This window comes from Rhodococcus sp. ACPA4, from assembly GCF_002300185.1.
Lineage (GTDB): Bacteria > Actinomycetota > Actinomycetes > Mycobacteriales > Mycobacteriaceae > Rhodococcus_F > Rhodococcus_F globerula.
This window is the reverse complement of sequence record NZ_NSDY01000001.1, coordinates 4,838,380-4,855,751: the sequence shown is the minus strand read 5'-3', so window position 1 is coordinate 4,855,751 and position 17,372 is coordinate 4,838,380. Positions and strand designations below refer to the sequence as shown.

The following is a 17,372-nucleotide window of genomic DNA, read 5'->3' as shown; positions in this document are numbered from 1 at the left end:
TATGCGTTGGTCAGCTAGGAACCTGGCTCATGAACAAGGACGGGTGCAGGCCGTCTGCCAACGGTCGGAACTCCCCTTCGACCTTAGCGGCCAAGTCGTCGAGGTCCCATGGCCCGTCTGACGACACCGAGGCAATGACGTCGGGGTTGTTCCACAACTTCACCTCGAGGCCGGAGGCGCCGAGGGTGCGGCCCGACAGCCAATCGGAACCCGTACCGGCGAGGTACGTGACGATGGGCGCAATATTGTCCGGCGAGTCGTTGCCGGGGACTGCATCGAATCCCAGTTGCTTCTCGTCGGGGATGGTTTGTGTCAGTCGGGTGGCGGCACCCGGAGCGATAGCGTTGGCCGTCACGCCGTATCGCGCCAGGGCATTTGCAGTGGAGGCAGTCAAGCCGACAATGCCCATCTTTGCTGCGGCATAGTTCGGCTGACCCGGCGAACCCTGCAGTGCGGAATCGGAAGTGAAGTTGATGATGCGGAAGTGGCCGTCGGGATTCCGCAGCGAACGCCAGTAAGCTGCCGCCGGCTTGATGGTGCTGAAGTGGCCACGCAGATGCACGCGGATGACCGCATCCCAGTCTTCTTCCGGGAGGTTGAAGATCATCTTGTCACGCAGGATTCCCGCAACGTTGACAAGAATGTCCAGCTTGCCGTAGTTCTCCAGTGCGAGATCGACCAGCCGCTGACCGGTCGCGACGTCGGCGATGTCTCCGCCGTCTGCGACAGCGGCACCGCCACCGGCAACAATTTCAGCAGCGACGTCACGCGCCGGTCCCTGGTCCCCGCCCTGGCCGTCCGGTGACGAGCCGAGGTCGTTGATGACAAGCTTTGCGCCCTGTGCGGCGAACAACTTGCTGATCGACGCGCCGATGCCTCGTCCGCCGCCGGTAATGATCGCTACGCGACCTTCGAGTGAACCCATGAATCTTTCCTTTGTTAGTGCCTCGACGAACATCGCGGCGAATCGTTATGGAGTGGAGAGTCAGCGGATTGTGGCGGTGCCCATGTCGATGACGACGTCACCGAGATCGTCGACCGTCCGGAACCGAACGCCTTTGCCGTCGTTCCAGATCGAGGTGGTAATCGACTGTCCGGGCAACACGGATTTGGTGAACCGCCCGGACATCCCAGTGAAGCGTTTCGGGTCCGAATCGGCCACAACATGCAGGAGGGCCCGGCCGGCGTAGCCATAGGTGCACATTCCGTGCAAGATGGGAATATTGAACCCACCGCGGGCACTGAATGCCGGGTCCGAATGCAAGGGATTCCGGTCGCCACTGAGTCGGTAGAGCAGCGCCTGGTCCGGTCGAGTCGTGTATGTGACAACGTGATCCGGTTTGCCCGTTGGCAATTCCCATGCGGTCGACGGCCCTCGCTCACCGCCGAACCCCCCGTAGCCTCGCAAGAACAACCCGGACTCGAGAGTTCCCACGATCTGGCCGACAGAGTCGCGGGCAACGGTCTCCGTCATGATCAAGGCACCGGAACCCTTGTCGTAGACGCCGGTGATCGTGCCAGTGGTTTCAACGCGGCCGTCGGTCGGAAGCGGGCCCGTCAGGCTGAGCGCTTGCGATGCATGCAACACCTTGGTGAAGTCCACATCGTCGGGTAGCAAGGAGTCGTCGCCCGACAAAGCCACATTGGCAAAGGTCGGGAGCACCATCTGCTTTATGCCCTCACTGTTCTCTGTGGTGAACTCCAGCTCGTCCAGCGGGTCAGGCTGACCGGCGCCGACACCCAGGGCATACAGCAGTGCGTCTTTCGACGTCCAACTCTTCCAGACAGGTTTGCCGGTGCGTCCGACGAGTGAGCTGTCGATCGGCATGTAGAACCTCGATTTCATCCAAGTGATATTCCGCAGGAGCGGACCGGGGTTACCGGACGGTAAGTGTGATTCGGATCGACGAGAACGCCGAAAACGTTGCCTTACAACGCTCTCCAACTAAAGAGAACACGTTACGTATGTGATTGGCAAGTCTCTCGTCCAAGGAGGACAGTTCGATTTTTCGGATTTTCGACCAGGCCTTGACATAAAGGATGAACTGGATCACTCTGGTCGTGACAGAACGCGTTCCGTTTAGGCAAAACTAGCGGAACGTGTTCCTTTAAATGAAACGTAACGGTACGTATTTCTTTACGCGAACAGTAACGGCACATGTTCTTTTTGCAACGCTAAAGGACTGAATTCCGTTGAATACCTTCATGAGTTGATCCCAGACCCATACGACGAAAGGACTGTCGATGACAGGGCCTGTACCGGTTCCGACCCCGGCCACCGCTCCCTATTGGGAGGGTGCGCAGCGGGAGGAACTCACGATTCAACGCTGCCAGTCGTGCACACAGCACTACTTTTATCCACGACCTTTCTGCCCGCATTGCAACTCCGACGACGTGGTGTGGACCCCTGTCAGCGGCCGAGGCCGACTGGTGTCCTACGTAATCAACTACCGACCGATTCCCCCGTTCGATTCCGAGACCCCCATCGTCGTCGCACTGGTCGAACTCGACGAGGGACCACAATTGATGAGCAACGTGATCGGGGTGGATGCCGACCCCGGGAACCTCCCGCTCGACCTCGCGCTCGAAGTCACGTTCGTCGAACGTGGAGACACGAAGCTCCCCATGTTCACGCCGCTGCAGGAGTCCGCCAGATGACAACAAGCCATGTGACATCTATGCACAACGGAAACATCGTGATCGTCGGTGCGTCGGAGACGACGGAAATCGGTGTATTGCCAGGCATGTCCATCCTCGATCTCCATGCCAATGCCGCCCGCAACGCAATGGCCGACGCAGGCCTCACGCCAGCGGACATCGACGGCGTCGCTACCACCGGCCTGCTTCCGATGGAAGTCAGTCACCACCTGGGTATCACGCCTCATTGGCTGGACGGAACAGGCGTTGGTGGATGCAGTTTTATGCTTCATGTCCGTCACGCCGCGGCCGCCATTGCTTCCGGTGCCGCTGACGTCGTGCTCGTGACGCATGGCGAGTCCGGACGGTCCCGCGTTGGCGCTCCACCATACTTGACGCCTTTGGATTCCATGACCGGTCAGTTCGAGGCCGTCTACGGCGCAAATATGCCGTACTCGACCTTTACAGTCCCGGCGCTGCGCTTTCTGCATGACCGCGGAATGACGCTTGAGCACCTGGCTGAGGTTGTTGTTGCACAGCGCAACTGGGCCCTCGACAATCCGCGAGCTTTCCGTCGCAAGCCGACGTCTGTGGATGAAGTGCTGTCCGGTCCACCGGTGGCCTACCCGTTTACCCGTGACATGTGCTGTGTGCTCACCGACGGTGGCGGCGCCGTGATCCTGACCAGTGCCGAACGGGCGGCAGACATGCCGGGATCCGATCGGCATGTGTACCTGCTCGGTTCCGGCGAATCTGCCGAAGGCCCACTGGTTTCGCAGATGCACGAGCCCGGATCGTTCCGTGCATTCCGTGATGCCGGCGCCGATGCCTTCGCCACCGCGGGAATCACCCGCGACGATGTCGACCACCTGATGGCATACGACGCCTTCGCCCACGTTCCGCTCTACATGCTCGAGGATCTCGGGTTTGTCGGTCACGGTGAATCGGGAGACTTTGTCGCCGAAGGACATACGTCCAAGGGAGGCCGACTTCCGATGAACACCAACGGCGGTGGAATGTCGTACACACACAGCGGGATGTACGGAATGTTCGCCATCCAGGAGGCGGTCCGTCAGCTACGCGGGGAGGCCTGCGAGCAGGTTCCCGAAGTCGAAATCAGCTTCGTCCAGGGAGTTGGATACTTCTTCGGCGCCGCCGGCAGTTTGGTTCTCTCGAATCGGCGTCCGTGAGGGAAATCTTCTGTCCCAGAACGCAACACCTGCGACGATCAGGAACCTCGTCGACCGAACAAATGACCGCCAGGAGCCACGGAAAGGTACCTGCATGACCACCTCACTTCCATTCACCGATCACCCGGTGACTGCCCCGAACATCGATGTCACAAGTGTCGAGTTCTGGGGTCGGACATTTGCCGAGCGGGACAAGACATTCGCCTGGCTGCGCGAGAATGCTCCGGTGAGCTGGCACAAGCCGATGGAACGCCCGCATTTCAAACCCGACGACAGCGAGAAAGGGTTCTGGGCACTCGTCAAAAGTGCCGATATCGCCTTCGTGAGCCAGAATCACGAAATCTTCAGCTCCGATCAGGACTCGGCGCGGGGTGTAATGTTCCCGCCAATTGACCGCGAAACAGTCGGTGCCCCAACCTTCCTCGTGATGGATCCGCCCTACCACACCCGATACCGCCAGGTAATCAGCTCGGCGTTCACTCCGAAGGCCGTCAAGCGTCTACGCGAGAAGATCGAAGAACGCGCCGAGCAGATCGTCGGCCGAGTCGTCGGTGCGGGCGAGTTCGACTTTGTCGAAGAAGTCGCGTCGAAGTTGCCGATGCTCACTGTCGCCGATCTTGTCGGCGTCCCCGAGAGTCTGGTCGAAGAGTTCGCCAAAGCGGGCGACAACTTCGTCAACGCAGGTGACCCGGACGAATGCCCAGCGGATCTGACACCGGCCGAGTACGCCATGCAGCAGATGGAAAGACTGTCGGAGATCGGCAATGACTTGGTCAATTTCCGTCGTGAGAATCCGGCCGACGACATCGCAACTGCGCTGGCAAACGCCGAGTTCGACGGCAAACCTCTCTCCGAGCTCGAAATCGCCTCAACGATGGTCCTGCTCAGCGTCGCCGGCAATGACACCACCAAACAGACCACCAGCCACACCGCCTTGTCACTGCACAAGAATCCGGACCAGAAGCGATGGCTGACGGAAGACTTCGACGGCCGCATCGCGCAGTCGATCGAGGAGTTCATTCGCCACGCTTCACCCGTCCAGAACTTCGCGCGCACGGCCACTCAGGACTTCGAACTGGGTGGAACTCAGCTCAAAAGGGGCGACAAGGTCGTCATGTTCTACGGCTCGGGAAACCGGGATGAGGACGTCTTCGAGGATCCCCATCGATTCGATTTGCAGCGCAGTTTCACTAACAACCATGTTTCCTTCGGCGGCGGCGGGGTCCACTACTGCCTCGGCCACATGGTCGCCAAAGCCCAACTGCGGGCACTGTACTCACAAATCCTCACCAAACTTCCTGCTATGGAGGTCGGCGAGCCGGTGTACCTCTTCAGCGACTTCATCAACGGGATCAAGCACCTCCCGGTACGCGTATAACAAACTCCAGCAAAGAACAGGAACGACGCTATGAAAATCAATGTTGATCGCGGGCGGTGCACAGGAATCGGAATCTGCGAATCGGTAGCCGAGGACTACTTCGAGGTGGCGGACGACGGTTCACTGATTCTCCACAAGGAGTTGGTCGATGCCGGTGACGAGAACCTCGCCCGGGAGGCTGTTCGTGCATGTCCGGCCAAAGCCCTGACACTCGACGAGACATGATCGTGAACGCAACAGATATCGATCATGGAGCCGGACTGGTTGTCGTCGGGGCGTCACTGGCCGGTCTGCGGGCTGCGGAGTCCGCCCGTCAAGCGGGGTTCGCGGGACCGATCACGCTGGTCGGCGACGAGTTCCATCTTCCCTACGACCGGCCTCCCCTGAGCAAGCAGTTCCTGAAAGACGGCGCCGCGCCCGACTATCACACTTCGGCCGAGGAGCTCGCCGCCCTCGATGTGAAGCTTCGCCTCGGGGCGCCGGCGACGGGACTGGACCCCGCATCGCACCGCGTGCGTGTTGGTGACAACGACTGGCTTCCGTACCAGAAGTTGATCATTGCGACAGGTGCGTCACCACGCTCTCTTCCTGACATGCCGGATCTGGAGGGCGTTGTCGGGCTTCGCACTCTCGATGACGCACTCGCCCTTCGTGAAAGACTCCGCCCTGGAATCAAACTCGTGATAGTTGGCGCCGGATTCATCGGATCCGAGCTCGCCTCGTCCGCCCGAGATCGCGGCGCAGACGTGACGATCGTCGAGGCCGCCCCCATTCCACTCGTCCGTGCAGTCGGCGAGACCGTTGGCCAGGCGCTCGCAAAGCTTCACGAACGCAACGGAATTCCACTCCTGTGCAATGTTCAGGTCGAGGGGCTGATCGGCACCACTCACGTCGAGGCGGTCCGGCTGAGTACCGGCACTTCGTTGCCGGCTGAGCTTGTTGTCGTCGGTGTGGGAGCGTCTCCCGCGACGGGGTGGCTGGCAGATTCGGGTATCGAATTGCACCCGGCGGATGGTGGAGTGATGGCAAACGAGTTCCTTCAGACCTCGCTTGAAGACGTCTATGCGGCGGGCGATGTCGTCCACTGGCCCAACCCTGCATTCGACGGACTGTCGGTGCGGCTCGAGAACTGGACCAATGCTGCCGATCAGGCGCACCAGGCTGCCATCAATGCCGTTGCGCCGGAAGATGCCAAGCCGTACGAGACCGTCCCCTATTTCTGGAGCGACTGGTATCAGAGCCGCATCCAGTTCGTCGGCACGGCAGTCGCCGATGAAGTGGTCTTTGCCTCCGGTGATCCTGACACTGACAAATTTGTGGCGCTGTACCGCTCGGGCGATCGACTGGTCGGCGCTGCCACCTTGAACGAACAACGCAAGATCATGAAGCTGCGTCGCATTATCGCAGGTAAAGGCGTCTGGGCAGATGCGCTCGAGCTCGTTAATCCCACGGAGAAGAAATCATGACCACTACCGCAATAGCCGCCGTTCTGCGTGACAGCGACGGCAAGTTCGAACTCGAGGAAGTGGAGCTCGGGCCGCTGGAGTCGGACGAACTTCTCGTCAAGGTGGTCGGCGCCGGGTTGTGCCACACCGACCTTCTGCTACGGGATCCCAATTTCCTGGCGCAGACCGGGCCGATCATTCTCGGCCACGAAGGTTCCGGCATCGTCGAAGCGGTCGGCAGCGCGGTCAGAGGCGTCGAAGTCGGCGACCACGTGCTGATGAGTTTCGAATCCTGCGGTCGCTGCCGCAACTGCCTTGCTGGAAGCCCTTCCTACTGCGACGAATTCATGTCTCGAAACCTCACGGGGCGCCGCGCGGATCTCAGTACCGGTGCGCTCGATCGGAATGGCAACCCGGTGGCGAACCGGTGGTTCGGGCAGTCGTCCTTTGCCACGCACGCCATTGCAACCGAACGCAATGTGGTCGTGGTCGACAAAGCGCTGCCGCTCGAGCTTCTCGGTCCTCTCGGCTGCGGCTTGCAGACGGGCGCTGGTTCGGTTCTCAACGAAATGAAACTGGCTGCTGGACAAAGTATTGCAGTGTTCGGAGCCGGTGGTGTCGGACTTGCGGCAGTGATGGCAGCCAAGGCTGCAGGTGCCCGTGACATCGTCGTGGTCGACCTGGTCGACTCTCGGCTCGAAACGGCTGTAGAAGTTGGTGCTACCCGAACGGTGCGCGGCGATGCACCGGATCTCGTCGAGGCAATCAAGAACGGCGGGCGTGGACTTGACTTCTCCTTCGAAACGACCGCAGTGACCTCTGTCATCACAACGGCTGTCAGCATCCTCGACACCCCGGGTAAGGCGGTGTTGGTGGGCGGCGGTTCCGGAAAGCTCGACATCGACCCAGTTCTGTTGGCAGGCAAGTCAGTGACGTATGTGCTGGAAGGGAGTTCGGTCCCGCAGGTCTTTCTCCCGCAGCTGGTGGATCTGTGGCAACGCGGTTGGTTCCCCTTCGACAAGCTCGTCCAGACCTACACGCTCGATCAGATCAACCAGGCCGTGGAGGATTCGCTCTCCGGCAAGGCAATCAAGCCGGTGCTGACGCCGGCGCACCACTGACCACGAAATGGATCGAGAATGACCTCAACGGATTCGCTATTCTTGTCTGCCGCAGCAACATCGAACGGACGCGATCTCCCTACCACGGGTAGCTTCGGGGTGATCAATCCCGCGACGGGTGAGGTATTCGCACAGGCACCGTCCGTCACGCCGGATCAGCTCGACGGTGTGTTCGCCGCGGCTCTGACCGCGTACGAATCTTGGCGGTTCGACGACGAATTTCGGCGTGACTCATTGCGCCGAGCCGCAGACGTCATCGAGAGCCGGATCGGCGAACTGGCCCCGATCCTGACGATGGAGCAGGGCAAGCCCCTCACCGATGCCGCAATGGAATTCGGCGTCGCGGCGATGTGGCTGCGCTACTACGCCGATCTCGACATCCCTCGGGAAATCATCCGAGACGATGCCGAGGGCTTCGAGGAGGTCACCCGTCGACCGATGGGGGTCGTCAGTGCCATAACCCCGTGGAACTTTCCGATCGCGCTTGCGATGTGGAAGATCGCGCCGGCACTGCGCGCGGGCAACACTATCGTCGTCAAGCCCTCTCCGTACACACCGCTGGCAACGCTTGCGCTCGCCAACGTCCTTCGTGGCACCTTCCCTGACGGTGTACTCAACGTGGTCACCGGGCCGGATCCGCTTGGCGCAACTATGGTTTCGCACCCAGTTCCGCGCAAAGTCAGTTTCACCGGTTCGACCTCGGTCGGGCGAAAGGTCGCTCTCGGGGCTGCAGACGGCCTCAAGCGCATCACTCTGGAACTCGGCGGAAACGATCCCGCCGTCATTCTCGGAGACGTGGACGTCGAGAAGATCGCACCCAGCCTGTTCCAAAGCGCATTCAACAACAACGGGCAGATCTGTCTGGCCGTCAAGCGCGTGTACGCACACGAAAGTATTCAGCCTCAACTGGTCGAGGCCCTCAGTGAAATTGCCAAATCCGTCAAGGTCGACGAGGGCACTGTCGACGGAACGGTGCTCGGGCCCATCAACAACAAGCCGCAATTCGATCTGGTCAAGACCTTGGTTGCGGATGCGTTGAACAACGGTGCGAGGGCCGCCGCCGGCGGTGGACCAATCGACCGCAAGGGTTACTTTCATCAGCCGACCATCCTCGACCAGGTCGACGACGGTATGCGCATCGTCGACGAAGAGCAGTTCGGTCCGGCGCTTCCCATCGTCTCGTTCCGAGACGAGGCCGACGTCATCGTCCGCGCCAACCGCGGAGAGTACGGACTTACCGCGTCCGTGTGGTCGGGCGACGCCGAACATGCCGCAAGGCTCGCTCCGCAGATCGACGCCGGTCAGGTCTCGATCAACGGGCATGGCAGCGGTGTTCTACCGCATCTCCCGTTCGGCGGTCACAAGTCCAGTGGCATCGGAGTCGAAAATGGCCCTTGGGGTCTACACAGTTTCACCGAACTGCAGGTGATCACGGGACCTTCGCGCCACTAGCCGCTATGCGGTCGACCTTTGGCAACCAATGTCCACAGAGTGCTGGACATTGGTTGCCATCGGATTTCCAGTGGTACTTGGAATGCGTGGGCGAACGCACACGTCCGAAAAAATTACGAACACTTTCGCAATAGTCACCGATATCCCTCCAGGAAAGAGGACATTCATGTCTACCGTGGTCAACAGCGAGCGCGAGGATCGCCAACAGCCGACGGGCATAGCAATGCCCGGCGCCTGGCTTCTGGGCCAACGTGATCCCAGTCGGCCCGCGATCGTTATGGAAGGCAAGACAACAACTTTCGGTGAGCTTGTCAGTAAGGCCAACCAGCTCAGCAACAAGTTCGCCGATCTGGGGTTGACCAGAGGCGATGTCGTCGCGGGTCTACTGTTGAACGGTACCGAGTTCTACGAAATTACTCTGGCATGCACGCAAAGTGGTTTGTATTTCGTTCCGATCAATACTCATCTGGCGGGACCTGAAGTCGAGTACATCGTGCGCGATTGCGACGCGTCCGTCCTTATCGTTCACGCAGAGCTCGCCGACAAGGTTGTCGGCCGGATAGAGGACGCAGTTCCGCACCGCGTGGTTATCGGTGGCGCGCCGGCCGACTGGTCCAGCTACGAAGCCTTTACCCTCTTCGCCGACGAAACTCCCGCCACCCGCTCGCTGGGCTCGGCGATGATGTACACCTCCGGCACAACTGGCCGACCGAAGGGCGTCCGCCGCCCGATGATCGATGCAACGCCCGAGAGCCCGCTCCAGGCGACCGGTCCGTTCTTCGAGCACGTGGGAATACCCCATGGGCCTGGACGGCATTTGGTGTGCTCGCCCGTGTATCACGCTGCGCCGGGCGGTGTTTCACTTTCTCTGTTGCATGCTGGGCACACGCTGTACGTCTTGCCTGGCTTCGATGCAGAAACGGTGCTTCGAACGATCAGCGACAAAGCCATTACTTCCTCCCATATGGTTCCCACGCATTTTCAGCGGCTTCTCGATTTACCGGCAGGCGTTCGTAACAGCTGTGATATCTCGAGTGTCGATGTTCTTTTTCATGCCGGGGCTCCGTGTCCTCCGGCAACCAAGCGCGCCATGATCGATTGGTTCGGTCCGGTTCTGGTTGAATATCTCGGCTCCACCGAGGGGCTCGTGTGCGTGTGCTCCACCGCCGAGTGGCTCGAACATCCGGGCACCGTCGGGCGACCGGACCCGAGCGCCGTAGTGCTCCGAGGGCTGGACGGAGAGCAGGCTCCCCCCGGTGAAGAGGGCACTATCTATTTCAAGACCAGCCCATTCGAATACTTGGGAGATCCGGAGAAGACCGCTGCTGCGCAGTGGGGCGAATTCACTACGTCGGGAGATGTCGGACGCTTCGACGACGACGGCTACCTGTACATATTGGATCGGCGCGCAGACCTGATTCTCTCCGGCGGCGTGAACGTGTATCCAGCGGAAGTCGAGGGCGCACTGCTCGAACATCCAGACGTTGCCGACGTCGGAGTCATCGGCGTCTCCGACCCGGAGTGGGGCCAACGAGTGGTGGCGATCGTCCAATTGGCGTCCGGATTCAACGACGACGAAGACCTCCGCGCAAAGCTGGACCAACACGTACGTGAGCAGATCGCCGGCTTCAAGCGACCGCGCGAGTACATCTTTGTCGTGGACTTTCCGCGATCGGCCGCGGGCAAGGTGTCGCGCCAAAAACTGCGGGAACTTGCCAACGGTCAGTAGTGACACCCCATGCGTCGGGGCGACCCATCCGCCCGACATAGCTAATAGTCCCCTCACGTTGGCACGTCGACGCAATCTGCGCCGCCTCGTGGACCTTGCAGAATCCACGGAAGATCCTGCTTCCTGCCACGGCTCCCAGGATCGCCTGTGGTGATCGCATTCGCGGGCTCCTGGTTGGTCAGTGACCTCGGTAATCACTGACCAACCAGGAGCCCATGAGTCGTTCTACGCCGCAGCACCGTAATCCGCCTCTCCCGAAGCGAGAATCACGGGCGCTGGCTGCTCAGGCGCCTCAGGGGAGCTTTTGGCGGTGGCGGAGGGATTTGAACCCGAGTTGACCACCAGGGGCAGCCGTTAGCATCACGCCATGGAACTTGGGGTACATTTCGCGCTTTCAGACCACGTGGCAGCGGAACTTCTCGACGCACGTGGCGACGACGACAGACTCGATGCGTTGGTCGAGGACATCGAGGAGACAGGGCGCTCCGAGTTCTCATGCGACACGGACAAGGCGTGGGACCCGATCCTGTGCTCCCTCTCCAATGGCGGGTACCAGCGCGCGCCCGAGAACTGGCCGGCATGTGGCGTGATCTTGGGGGACGAGGACCTCAACACGAACACCGACGACCAACTGATTACCTATATGACGCCCAATCGGGTCGCCGAAGTCGCCTCGTACCTGGCGGAAATCACCGAATTCGAGTTCGGCGCAGGCTATGACGCGATGCCGCTCGACGACCGCAACCCGGAGTACGGCGTGGACGAGCGCACGTACGCCTGGGGTTGGCTGCAGGAAGTGGTGGACTTTTTCCAGCGCGCGGCCCGCGACGATCGGCACGTGGTGTTCACCGTGCGGTTCTGACTGCCCACCACTGTCCGCAGGCGGGTCTCGATCGTCCTACTCGTTGTGTCCTACTCGTTGTGTCGAGCGACTCTCAACGCAGCTGCAGCACCGGCAAGAAACACAAAAAAGCTCCCCACCTGCGTGAACAGGTGGGGAGCTTTTGGCGGTGGCGGAGGGATTTGAACCCTCGGACGGGGGTTACCCGTCACACGCTTTCGAGGCGTGCTCCTTAGGCCGCTCGGACACGCCACCGTTGGTGACTTTACCGGATGGTGTGCCCGAGACCGAAATCGCCTGGTGGCGGATCGTTAGGTCAGCTTGTCCTTGACGCTGGAAGCAGCATCCTTGACCTTCTCACCAGCGTCTTTGACCGCCGATTTCACCTGGTCGCCTTTGCCTTCGTTTTCGAGGTCTTTGTTGCCGGTGACACTGCCAGTAGCTTCCTTGGCCTTGCCGCCGAGATCTTCTGCCTTGTTCTGAGCTTTGTCTGCGATTCCCACGAGTACTCCCTTGAGTGAACGCGAAACAAATCACCTTCCGGCAATTCGCAGATACCGTGACGGCATCTGTCCTCCACCATGCCTGCGTCTGCCGGTTACTGCCACCCCGATGTGGAATCCGTCTCGCTCGGGAATAGCGGAATCAGCCCCGCTGATCGCGGAAGAAATCCTCCAAAAGCCCAGCACATTCGTCTTCGAGCACCCCACCGCGCACCTGCGGACGGTAGGTCAATCTTCTGTCCCGAACGACATCCCACAGCGATCCGACGGCACCGGTCTTGGGCTCCCAGGCCCCGAAAACGACCCTCGAGACGCGGGCGAGAACCAACGCTCCGGCGCACATCGTGCACGGCTCGAGAGTGACGGCGAGCGTCGCACCTTCCAGACGCCAACCGTCGCCGTAGATTTTCGCCGCTGCACGCAACGCAAGAATCTCGGCGTGAGCCGTGGGATCGGACGACGCTTCCCGCGCATTGGCCGCACGGGCAACCTCGACGCCGTCCGCGTCGAAGACAACCGCACCAACGGGAACGTCGGAGACCGATGCACTGCGCGCGGCACTGATGGCCGCACGGATCATGCGCTGATCGTCAGCGAGTGACATCTACCGTGGGAGCTTGTCGAGCACGGCAGAGAATTCGGATTCGAATCCGAGTCGCTGCGCGATCATCGCCAACTGCTCGTCGGGGTACAGATCGGTGTCGGCAGTGATCACCGAGAGAACGGGTTCCGGTAGCCCCAGATCAGCCAGGACCGACAGATCTCCCTCTTCCCAGGGCTCGACATTGTCGAGGTCATCTGGATCGATGTCGGGGATTTCAACGTTCAGCGCGTCGAGGACGTCCGCTGCGATGTCGTAGTCGATCGCGGCGGTCGCGTCGGAAATCAGCAGATGCGTTCCCGTCGGCGCAGGCCGCAAGATGATGAAGAACTCTTCGTCGACGTCGATTAGGCCGAAAACGGCACCCGAGCTACGAAGCTCGCGGAGTTCGGTTTCGGCGCTCGACAACGACGTCAAAGCCGCAGAGGTCAAAGCCTTGACCGTCCACTTGCCTTCGTCACGTACCACTGCCACGCCGAAGCCTTCGAACTCCTCCGACTGGTTCGAGGAGGCGCTCTTGTTACTCGCGCGCTGTGCACCCATGGCGCAACGGTAGCCCGGCTAGTGCCCGTGAGTGAAGTCCGCGCCCGGATATGCCAACCTGAACGGGTGTCTGCGACCGATTCTGCCCCTCCCGTCTGCGTCCTCGGCCTCGGTTTGATCGGCGGTTCGCTGTTGCGCGCCGCTGCCCGCGCCGGTCGCGAGGTGTGGGGTTACAACCGTTCGAGCGAGTCGGCCGACGCAGCGCGCGCCGACGGTTTCGAAGCCAACACCGATCTTGCTGCCACTCTTCGAAAAGCGCAGGAGACCGGCGCAATCATCGTGATCGCCGTGCCCATGCCGGCCGTCGACGCCACCCTCGAAGCCATTGCCGCACATGCCCCGAACAATCCGATCACCGACGTCGTAAGTGTGAAGGGCGAGGTGAAGGCAGCCGTCGAGCGTCGTGGCCTGAGTGCCCGCTTTGTCGGCGGCCATCCCATGACCGGAACCTCGGCGTCTGGCTGGGCGGTTGGCGACGCAGACCTGTTCATCGACGCCGTGTGGGTCGTGGCCACCGACGACGGCGTCGACGCAGATGTGTGGACGCAGGTCGCGGACCTCGCTCTGGACTGCGGTTCCGTCGTGGTTCCGGCCGAATCTCTCGAACATGACCGGGCTGTGGCCCGGATTTCGCATCTGCCGCACCTGCTCGCCGAATCGTTGGCGATCACCGGCGCCGCCGGTGGTGAACTCGCGCTCGGGTTGGCCGCCGGATCGTTCCGCGACGGCACCCGCGTGGCCGGCAGTGCGCCGGGACTGGTGCGGGCAATGTGCGAGGGCAACCGCGATGCACTGCTGGTCGCATTGGACGAGGCTCTCGCTCTACTGCAGAGGGCGCGAAGCGAACTGCACGCGCACGGTTCGACAGCGGAACTCGTCGATGCCGGGTTTGCCGCGCGAGGAGCCTACGAATCGCATGAGCGTTGGGACATCACCGAGGTGAGCGTCGGAGAATCCGGCTGGATCGACCGGATGCGCGACGCCGGCCGCCGCGGCGGCGTGATCCGGCAACGCAGGTAGATCCCCGCTGTCAGATCCCGACTGTCAGATCCGGCCGGCCAGTCCTGGGTAATCGAGGATGAATCCTTCGTGGTCGACGGTCACCGTTGCACTCGATACGGGTGACATCACGCTGATGCCGTCGGTACCGCTGCTGTACGTGATGGTTGCGGCTTCGACCCGCAGATCCAGCAGGTTGACGTACACAACCGGAACCTCGACATCTTGGGTGTCGTTCTGCAGCCCGAAACGCCTGATGGGAAGGGTGTTGAAGAACGGGCTGAGGATCACGTCGACGTCGAGCGCGCCGGAGAAGGACGAGCGCTGGTGGTTGGCGCCGTTCTCCACCATCCAGGTTCCCTCTTCGTCTCGGCTGATCGACATCTGACGCTCACCCGCAGCGAGGGCGGTACGCACCGACAACCTGCGCGTGATACCGGCCTCGTCTGTGACCAGGTCATATGAGGCGCTGAATGCGGGATGTTCGCTACACGCGCCACCGATGATCCGGCCTGACGCCTTGATGCGATTTCCGCTCAACTGCACGCGTACCGACTCCATGCGAGGAGCGTTGTGCGCCTGCCAGGTCAATACCGCAGGCCAGGATGCGCTATCGGAAGGTTGGATGCTCACCCGACCACGGTAATGGACGATGCCCTCGAGAGCACTGCTGGCTGGTGATTATTACTGCGATCAGGGACCTTTTCCGCGGCGTCGGTGACCTGGGACTGTGTGTGTAAGGCGATTCACAGCCCGATACGGCCGCCGATACGTGCGGAATGCCGGTGCGCGAAAAGTTGTGGCAAAAGCTGTCGGACTTCTCGAGTAACGTGCTTACAAGTCGGTTCGTGAGGAAGGGTGCTGTGACGTCGTCGCAAAGCATGGTGGGGTTGTTTGCCGGTATCGGTGGGCTCGAGTTGGGTCTGTCGGAGCACGGGTGGAACACCGAACTGCTGTGTGAAATCGACCCGGGCGCCCAGGCAGTTCTCCGTTCCCGTTTCTCGGACGTCCCCTTGCATGGCGATGTCACGAAACTGCGTGCGCTCCCGGCCGATATCGACTTGGTTGCTGCCGGTTTCCCGTGCCAGGACCTCTCGCAGGCCGGTAAGACTGCGGGCATTACCGGCGCCCGCTCGGGCCTCGTCGACGAAGTATTTCGACTGGTCAAGCGCAAAAAGGGTCCACGGTGGCTGGTCATCGAAAACGTGCCATTCATGCTGCAGCTAGGCAAGGGCGCAGCCATGCGGCACATCACCGACGCTCTCGAAGACCTCGGTTACACGTGGGCGTACCGCGTTGTCGACGCCCGGGCATTCGGTCTCCCTCAGCGCCGCCAGCGCGTCATCATGCTGGCATCGCGCACCGAAGATCCCCGCGAAATCCTCTTCGGACAAGATGCCGGTGAGCGACTCGGCGGCGACCCTGCCGATTTCCCGTGCGGCTTCTACTGGACCGAGGGCACCCGCGGACTCGGTTGGGCCGTCAACGCCGTACCGACACTCAAGGGCGGTTCGTCCGTCGGAATCCCCAGCCAGCCGGCCGTCCGCTTACCTTCGGGTGAGATCGTCACGCCAGGACTGGTCGACGCCGAACGTCTACAGGGTTTTGATCCCGACTGGACACTGCCGGCCGTCGACGTTCCCGGCCTACGCCACAGCCATCGCTGGAAGCTCGTCGGCAATGCCGTGAGCGTGCGAATGGCGTCGTGGGTGGGTAGCCGTCTGGTCGACCCCATCGAATACGACGCGGAGTACGAGACACCCCTCGAACCTGGCGACGCCTGGCCGAGCGCCGCGTGGGGCCGTAACCGCCAAGCGTTCCGCGTCCACACCTCGACGTGGCCCGTTCAACACGACTACGAGGATCTGAGCGGATTCCTCGAAGACACTCGGTTGCTGTCCGCTCGGGCCACTGCGGGCTTCCTCAAACGCGCACGCATGGGCAACCTTCGCTTCATCCCCGGATTCATCGAGGACGTCGAAAGCCATCTCGAGCGGATGGGCGGATATCCCGAGGCAGTGGCATGAGCGGGGCAGTGACATGAGCGAGGGTTCACTGTTTCCCGAGCCGGAGACCCTGTTTCCCGAAACGCTGTTTCCGGAACCCCAGCACGAACCACTGTGGGACGCATTGCGACTCGCGGGCGACAAACCTGCGGCAGACGCCGATCGCGGCGAGAAGAAGAACTACGCGCAGCGGCTTTCCAATCAACTCGCCCAAACGGTTGCCGACGCCTTGCGCCCGCTGTACCCCAACATCACCCCCACCGCTACGGGCGAAGGTCAGGAAGCGACGGTCGATGTCGCGAAGGGCCGAAAGCGCTTGGATGTCAAGGCACTCGACCCCACACTCGGCTTGATCCTGTGCGTATCGATCAAGACGTACAACTTCCAGGACTACAGTCCCCGCAGCGGAAAGCTCGGCCGCTGGACCAAGAACATCGTCCGCAATGATCACGAATTGCGTGGCGAGGCAATGGTTCTGCATCAGCGACAGCCCTACAGCGTTCTGGTAGCCGTCATGTTCGAGCCGTACGCCACGTGCGACGACGGCGACCCCACCAAGACCAGCGACACCGGCAAATCCTCGTTCGCCCACCACGTCACGACGCTGTCGAAGCGTTCCGGCCGCGGCAAACGTGCGGTTGTCGGCGTTCCGGGTAAGGCGTGGGTTGATCTGGGCGCCGAGGACACGCGCTACGACCTCTTCGAAAAAGTGTTCATCGGACTGTACGAAACCGATGGCGGCGTACGCTTTTTCGACGTCGACGAGCCGCCTCCCCGCAACGGCCGTCCCACCGAGAGTCAAACACTCTCGTTTGACGATTTTGTCACCATCGTGCACGGTGAAGTGGAGCGTCGCAACAGGTTTGCCCCCACCTGGTCAGACCCGGACGACGGCGACGACTCCGACAGCTGAACCCCACGAAAGTG

General features: G+C 61.4%; 18 protein-coding genes and 1 tRNA gene. 12 read left to right on the top strand and 7 right to left on the bottom strand.

All coding sequences use genetic code 11. From position 1 onward, the window contains the following. Window positions 1-10 precede the first annotated feature (10 nt). Window positions 11-925 carry an SDR family NAD(P)-dependent oxidoreductase gene (locus tag CJ178_RS22220; protein WP_045066436.1) on the bottom strand — a complete coding sequence of 305 codons (915 nt, stop codon included), beginning with the start codon at window positions 923-925 and terminating at the stop codon, window positions 11-13. A 60-nt stretch (window positions 926-985) separates the two neighbouring features. Next, on the bottom strand, window positions 986-1,846 hold the full coding sequence (locus CJ178_RS22215) for a MaoC family dehydratase (protein WP_233364875.1): 861 nt from the start codon (window positions 1,844-1,846) through the stop codon (window positions 986-988). A 398-nt stretch (window positions 1,847-2,244) separates the two neighbouring features. On the opposite strand from CJ178_RS22215, the gene CJ178_RS22210 reads away from it, so the two are divergent. The 9 genes from CJ178_RS22210 (at window position 2,245) to CJ178_RS22170 (ending at window position 11,814) form a co-directional block, all read left to right on the top strand. Continuing rightward, the gene (locus CJ178_RS22210) at window positions 2,245-2,658 is read left to right on the top strand and encodes a Zn-ribbon domain-containing OB-fold protein (protein ID WP_033235097.1); all 414 of its coding nucleotides are present in this window, start codon (window positions 2,245-2,247) and stop codon (window positions 2,656-2,658) included. Then, complete coding sequence (locus CJ178_RS22205; protein ID WP_033235098.1) at window positions 2,655-3,827, top strand: thiolase C-terminal domain-containing protein; 1,173 nt, start codon at window positions 2,655-2,657, stop codon at window positions 3,825-3,827. The genes CJ178_RS22210 and CJ178_RS22205 overlap by 4 nt, the downstream gene beginning before the upstream one ends. A 94-nt stretch (window positions 3,828-3,921) precedes the next feature. Next, a complete protein-coding gene (locus CJ178_RS22200) occupies window positions 3,922-5,205 on the top strand; it encodes a cytochrome P450 (protein ID WP_045066434.1) in 1,284 nt (427 codons plus the stop codon). Between the two features lie 30 nt (window positions 5,206-5,235). Further along, window positions 5,236-5,430, top strand: a complete 195-nt coding sequence (locus tag CJ178_RS22195; protein WP_045066431.1) for a ferredoxin — start codon at window positions 5,236-5,238, stop codon at window positions 5,428-5,430. After that, on the top strand, window positions 5,427-6,671 hold the full coding sequence (locus tag CJ178_RS22190; RefSeq protein ID WP_095887677.1) for an NAD(P)/FAD-dependent oxidoreductase: 1,245 nt from the start codon (window positions 5,427-5,429) through the stop codon (window positions 6,669-6,671). Before CJ178_RS22195 ends, CJ178_RS22190 begins: the two co-directional genes overlap by 4 nt. Beyond that, window positions 6,668-7,771, top strand: coding sequence for an NAD(P)-dependent alcohol dehydrogenase (locus tag CJ178_RS22185; protein ID WP_024488211.1), 1,104 nt, complete (start codon window positions 6,668-6,670; stop codon window positions 7,769-7,771). Before CJ178_RS22190 ends, CJ178_RS22185 begins: the two co-directional genes overlap by 4 nt. Before the next feature lie 18 nt (window positions 7,772-7,789). Next, window positions 7,790-9,223, top strand: a complete 1,434-nt coding sequence (locus tag CJ178_RS22180) for an aldehyde dehydrogenase family protein (RefSeq protein ID WP_033235100.1) — start codon at window positions 7,790-7,792, stop codon at window positions 9,221-9,223. Between the two features lie 166 nt (window positions 9,224-9,389). Next, on the top strand, window positions 9,390-10,952 hold the full coding sequence (locus CJ178_RS22175; protein WP_202026363.1) for an AMP-binding protein: 1,563 nt from the start codon (window positions 9,390-9,392) through the stop codon (window positions 10,950-10,952). A gap of 367 nt (window positions 10,953-11,319) precedes the next feature. Then, window positions 11,320-11,814: a DUF1877 family protein gene (locus tag CJ178_RS22170; RefSeq protein ID WP_095887676.1), complete on the top strand. Its 495-nt coding sequence runs from the start codon at window positions 11,320-11,322 to the stop codon at window positions 11,812-11,814. Window positions 11,815-11,957: 143 nt separating this feature from the next. Here the strand turns inward: CJ178_RS22170 and CJ178_RS22165 are convergent. The 4 genes from CJ178_RS22165 to CJ178_RS22150 all read right to left on the bottom strand — a co-directional run bounded on the left by CJ178_RS22165 (window position 11,958) and on the right by CJ178_RS22150 (window position 13,440). Continuing rightward, window positions 11,958-12,048, bottom strand: a tRNA-Ser gene (locus tag CJ178_RS22165). A gap of 56 nt (window positions 12,049-12,104) precedes the next feature. After that, on the bottom strand, window positions 12,105-12,296 hold the full coding sequence (locus CJ178_RS22160; RefSeq protein ID WP_033235102.1) for a CsbD family protein: 192 nt from the start codon (window positions 12,294-12,296) through the stop codon (window positions 12,105-12,107). A gap of 142 nt (window positions 12,297-12,438) precedes the next feature. Further along, entirely contained in the window at window positions 12,439-12,900 is a 462-nt protein-coding gene (locus CJ178_RS22155) for a nucleoside deaminase (RefSeq protein WP_045066420.1), read from the bottom strand. Further along, window positions 12,901-13,440: a tRNA adenosine deaminase-associated protein gene (locus CJ178_RS22150; RefSeq protein WP_033235104.1), complete on the bottom strand. Its 540-nt coding sequence runs from the start codon at window positions 13,438-13,440 to the stop codon at window positions 12,901-12,903. Between the two features lie 48 nt (window positions 13,441-13,488). Between CJ178_RS22150 and CJ178_RS22145 the strand changes: the two genes are divergently transcribed. Then, a complete protein-coding gene (locus CJ178_RS22145) occupies window positions 13,489-14,460 on the top strand; it encodes a prephenate dehydrogenase (protein WP_095888096.1) in 972 nt (323 codons plus the stop codon). Window positions 14,461-14,484: 24 nt separating this feature from the next. Here the strand turns inward: CJ178_RS22145 and CJ178_RS22140 are convergent, their stop codons facing one another. Continuing rightward, on the bottom strand, window positions 14,485-15,072 hold the full coding sequence (locus CJ178_RS22140) for a putative glycolipid-binding domain-containing protein (RefSeq protein ID WP_072782699.1): 588 nt from the start codon (window positions 15,070-15,072) through the stop codon (window positions 14,485-14,487). A 248-nt stretch (window positions 15,073-15,320) separates the two neighbouring features. On the opposite strand from CJ178_RS22140, the gene CJ178_RS22135 reads away from it, so the two are divergent. Beyond that, entirely contained in the window at window positions 15,321-16,466 is a 1,146-nt protein-coding gene (locus CJ178_RS22135) for a DNA cytosine methyltransferase (protein WP_172936952.1), read from the top strand. Window positions 16,467-16,479: 13 nt separating this feature from the next. Continuing rightward, window positions 16,480-17,358 carry a hypothetical protein gene (locus CJ178_RS22130; protein WP_045066418.1) on the top strand — a complete coding sequence of 293 codons (879 nt, stop codon included), beginning with the start codon at window positions 16,480-16,482 and terminating at the stop codon, window positions 17,356-17,358. The last annotated feature ends 14 nt before the right edge of the window (window positions 17,359-17,372 follow it).

What these genes read in the sequence shown, in the direction of transcription:
- CJ178_RS22170 (WP_095887676.1), top strand. Translation starts at nt 11,320, where the DNA reads ATGGAACTTGGGGTACATTTCGCGCTTTCAGACCACGTGGCAGCGGAA.
- CJ178_RS22210 (WP_033235097.1), top strand. Translation starts at nt 2,245, where the DNA reads ATGACAGGGCCTGTACCGGTTCCGACCCCGGCCACCGCTCCCTATTGG.
- CJ178_RS22205 (WP_033235098.1), top strand. Translation starts at nt 2,655, where the DNA reads ATGACAACAAGCCATGTGACATCTATGCACAACGGAAACATCGTGATC.
- CJ178_RS22215 (WP_233364875.1), bottom strand. Translation starts at nt 1,846, where the DNA reads ATGAAATCGAGGTTCTACATGCCGATCGACAGCTCACTCGTCGGACGC.
- CJ178_RS22200 (WP_045066434.1), top strand. Translation starts at nt 3,922, where the DNA reads ATGACCACCTCACTTCCATTCACCGATCACCCGGTGACTGCCCCGAAC.
- CJ178_RS22175 (WP_202026363.1), top strand. Translation starts at nt 9,390, where the DNA reads ATGTCTACCGTGGTCAACAGCGAGCGCGAGGATCGCCAACAGCCGACG.
- CJ178_RS22220 (WP_045066436.1), bottom strand. Translation starts at nt 925, where the DNA reads ATGGGTTCACTCGAAGGTCGCGTAGCGATCATTACCGGCGGCGGACGA.
- CJ178_RS22195 (WP_045066431.1), top strand. Translation starts at nt 5,236, where the DNA reads ATGAAAATCAATGTTGATCGCGGGCGGTGCACAGGAATCGGAATCTGC.
- CJ178_RS22190 (WP_095887677.1), top strand. Translation starts at nt 5,427, where the DNA reads ATGATCGTGAACGCAACAGATATCGATCATGGAGCCGGACTGGTTGTC.
- CJ178_RS22180 (WP_033235100.1), top strand. Translation starts at nt 7,790, where the DNA reads ATGACCTCAACGGATTCGCTATTCTTGTCTGCCGCAGCAACATCGAAC.
- CJ178_RS22185 (WP_024488211.1), top strand. Translation starts at nt 6,668, where the DNA reads ATGACCACTACCGCAATAGCCGCCGTTCTGCGTGACAGCGACGGCAAG.
- CJ178_RS22130 (WP_045066418.1), top strand. Translation starts at nt 16,480, where the DNA reads ATGAGCGAGGGTTCACTGTTTCCCGAGCCGGAGACCCTGTTTCCCGAA.
- CJ178_RS22150 (WP_033235104.1), bottom strand. Translation starts at nt 13,440, where the DNA reads ATGGGTGCACAGCGCGCGAGTAACAAGAGCGCCTCCTCGAACCAGTCG.
- CJ178_RS22135 (WP_172936952.1), top strand. Translation starts at nt 15,321, where the DNA reads ATGGTGGGGTTGTTTGCCGGTATCGGTGGGCTCGAGTTGGGTCTGTCG.
- CJ178_RS22155 (WP_045066420.1), bottom strand. Translation starts at nt 12,900, where the DNA reads ATGTCACTCGCTGACGATCAGCGCATGATCCGTGCGGCCATCAGTGCC.